We start from the raw sequence: 2,369 nt of genomic DNA on the forward strand, positions 1-2,369 counted from the left end.
TTTTATTAGAAAATCTAAATTTCATTGTTTTTTTATCCAGAAGCCTAAATATACATTTGATATTATTCTAAAGTTTATAGCGCAATATTCGAACATTTTGTGAAAATCAGCAAAAAACATTACAAACTACTAGTAGTAGGTATTAATTTCCTAGTGTTTGTTCCAAGCACTGTGTTAAACTGAGAGGGTTTAACAGATCTACTCTAATAACATTAATGAAATGGGGTATTTACTTGAACTTTCCACAATTAAAAATCGGTCATATGATGCCAAAGGTCCCAATTATGCAGGGAGGAATGGGCGTAGGCATTTCATTAAGTAAACTTGCATCTGCAGTTGCAAATGCTGGAGGAATTGGGATTATATCAGGAACTGGTATTTCCATAGATGAAATGAGGATGCATATTAGGAAGGCGAAAGAAAAGATCCGGAATACTGGTTATATTGGAGTAAATGTCCTTTTTGCAATGAATGATTTTGCTGAAAAAATGAAAGCAGCTATTGAGGAAAAAGTTGATTTCATCATATCTGGTGCTGGTATTTCACGAGATATGTATACTTGGGGAAAAAATGCCGACATACCAGTTATTTCAATAGTATCCTCAGCCAAACTCGCTAGATTATCTGAACGCTTGGGTGCGGCCGCTGTTGTAGTAGAGGGTCATGAAGCAGGAGGTCATCTGGGTACCGATCGACCTTTATTCGATATATTACCGGAAGTAGTTGCAGCAGTCGAAATTCCCGTAATTGCTGCTGGAGGAATTATGACTGGAAAAGATATTGCGCATGCCTTAAAAATGGGTGCATCTGGTGTGCAAATGGGTACAAGATTCGTTGCAAGTAATGAGTGTGACGCACCACTATCCTTTAAGGAAAAATATATAAATGCTCGATTAGAAGATACTATATTAGTCAAAACAACTGTCGGGCTCCAAGGTCGTGCGGTTAAAAATAACTTTACTAAATTAATAGCTGATAATAATAAAAAGATAAAAATAAAAAAGTGTATAAATTGCTTAAAAAACTGTTCTTATCGTTTCTGTACGCTAGATTCTTTGATAACCTCTATGGATGGTGATTGTGAAAATGGTCTTGTTTTCGCAGGTGCACGAGTAAATGAAATCAAAGAGATTTTGCCCGTCCAAACAATTATTAACAATATTATGATGGAATATAGAGCATGTATTTAAGATAGAATCCATGTAAGTTCTTTAAAAAAATATTTAATGTTGTAAATTTTTATTTTCCTGACGATACATCAACTAATAATTATACTCCGGACATTATTGGTCATATAAAAGAACACCTACAAATGCTGTAGGTGTTCTTTTTAATTTATAATTGGATAATTTCTCTTATTTCTTCTATAGGTAACTTCGTAAATTTCGCAATATCCTCTACAGACATTCCGTTTTTATACATACCACATACCAATTGTATACGTTCGGCTTTTTTGCCTTCTTCAATACCCTTTTCAATACCTTTTTTGATTCCTTGCTCCTCTGCGTGAGCAAACTTTGCAGCTTCATCCATTAGGGTTTTTTCCCTCGCTTCATAGGCTTGTCGGAATGTCGAATCTTGACTCATTCGCTCCCACTTATTCATTGCTTTTTGTAAAATCGGATCTTGATTCATCGCAATGTCCTCCAATGTTTGAGTTAAGTGTTCATCTTCATTTGCCGGAAGTAATAACAGCCAACGAACAAATGAATCTTCCCACGGATTAACTTTCTCTTCCCGCCATTGTTCCATTAGTTTAGGAAGCTCTATAACATGAATCTCTATATCATCACTAAACTGCTTTTGCTGTTGTACATTCCATAGCTTTCCCGTTGTATGAAATTCCTCATATTCGGGAAAAAGTACGAAGTTTAACAAATTAATGGTAATTGTTTTACTAAGAGAGCTGTAAGGCATCCCTTTTTGTAACTGTGAAGTATATAATTTACCCCAGTAATACAAACTTCGTTTAATCATGTCGTGATTATTATTCAGCTGAATTTCTACGTTTACTTTAGTACCTGTGTCTAATGTGGCTGAGACATCTAAAATTGATAATTTATCATCCTCATGTTCTCGATGTAAATGTGGATCCTCTAATTGTAGTGACATAATAGGTGATTCTAATGAATTCTTTAGCATGGCATTTAAAAATGTGATAAGAATATCCTCACTACCACTTGTCCCAAATAATTGCTTAAAAGCAAAATCAATTCGTAAATTTACTAATGACTTGGTCATGACTTTCCTCTTCCTGTCTAAGAAACTCTCTTTTCTTTATTGTACATAAAAATTAGGTAATCATGCAAATAGGAACATTTACAAAAGATAACGCTACCATTCTTTTCAAAAATATATGTTCACTAGAA

The 2,369-nt window shown here is 34.3% G+C and carries 2 protein-coding genes; one reads left to right on the forward strand and one right to left on the reverse strand.

All coding sequences use genetic code 11. The features are described 5' to 3' along the window. Positions 1–215: 215 nt before the first annotated feature. Positions 216–1,190 carry an NAD(P)H-dependent flavin oxidoreductase gene (locus tag ACQGSG_RS28325; protein WP_426948645.1) on the forward strand — a complete coding sequence of 325 codons (975 nt, stop codon included), beginning with the start codon at positions 216–218 and terminating at the stop codon, positions 1,188–1,190. Between the two features lie 145 nt (positions 1,191–1,335). Here the strand turns inward: ACQGSG_RS28325 and ACQGSG_RS28330 are convergent, their stop codons facing one another. Next, positions 1,336–2,241, reverse strand: a complete 906-nt coding sequence (locus ACQGSG_RS28330; protein ID WP_000167466.1) for an Rpn family recombination-promoting nuclease/putative transposase — start codon at positions 2,239–2,241, stop codon at positions 1,336–1,338. Between the last annotated feature and the right edge of the window lie 128 nt (positions 2,242–2,369).

Source organism: Bacillus sp. GMa5/1 (assembly GCF_050172015.1).
Taxonomy (GTDB): domain Bacteria; phylum Bacillota; class Bacilli; order Bacillales; family Bacillaceae_G; genus Bacillus_A; species Bacillus_A cereus.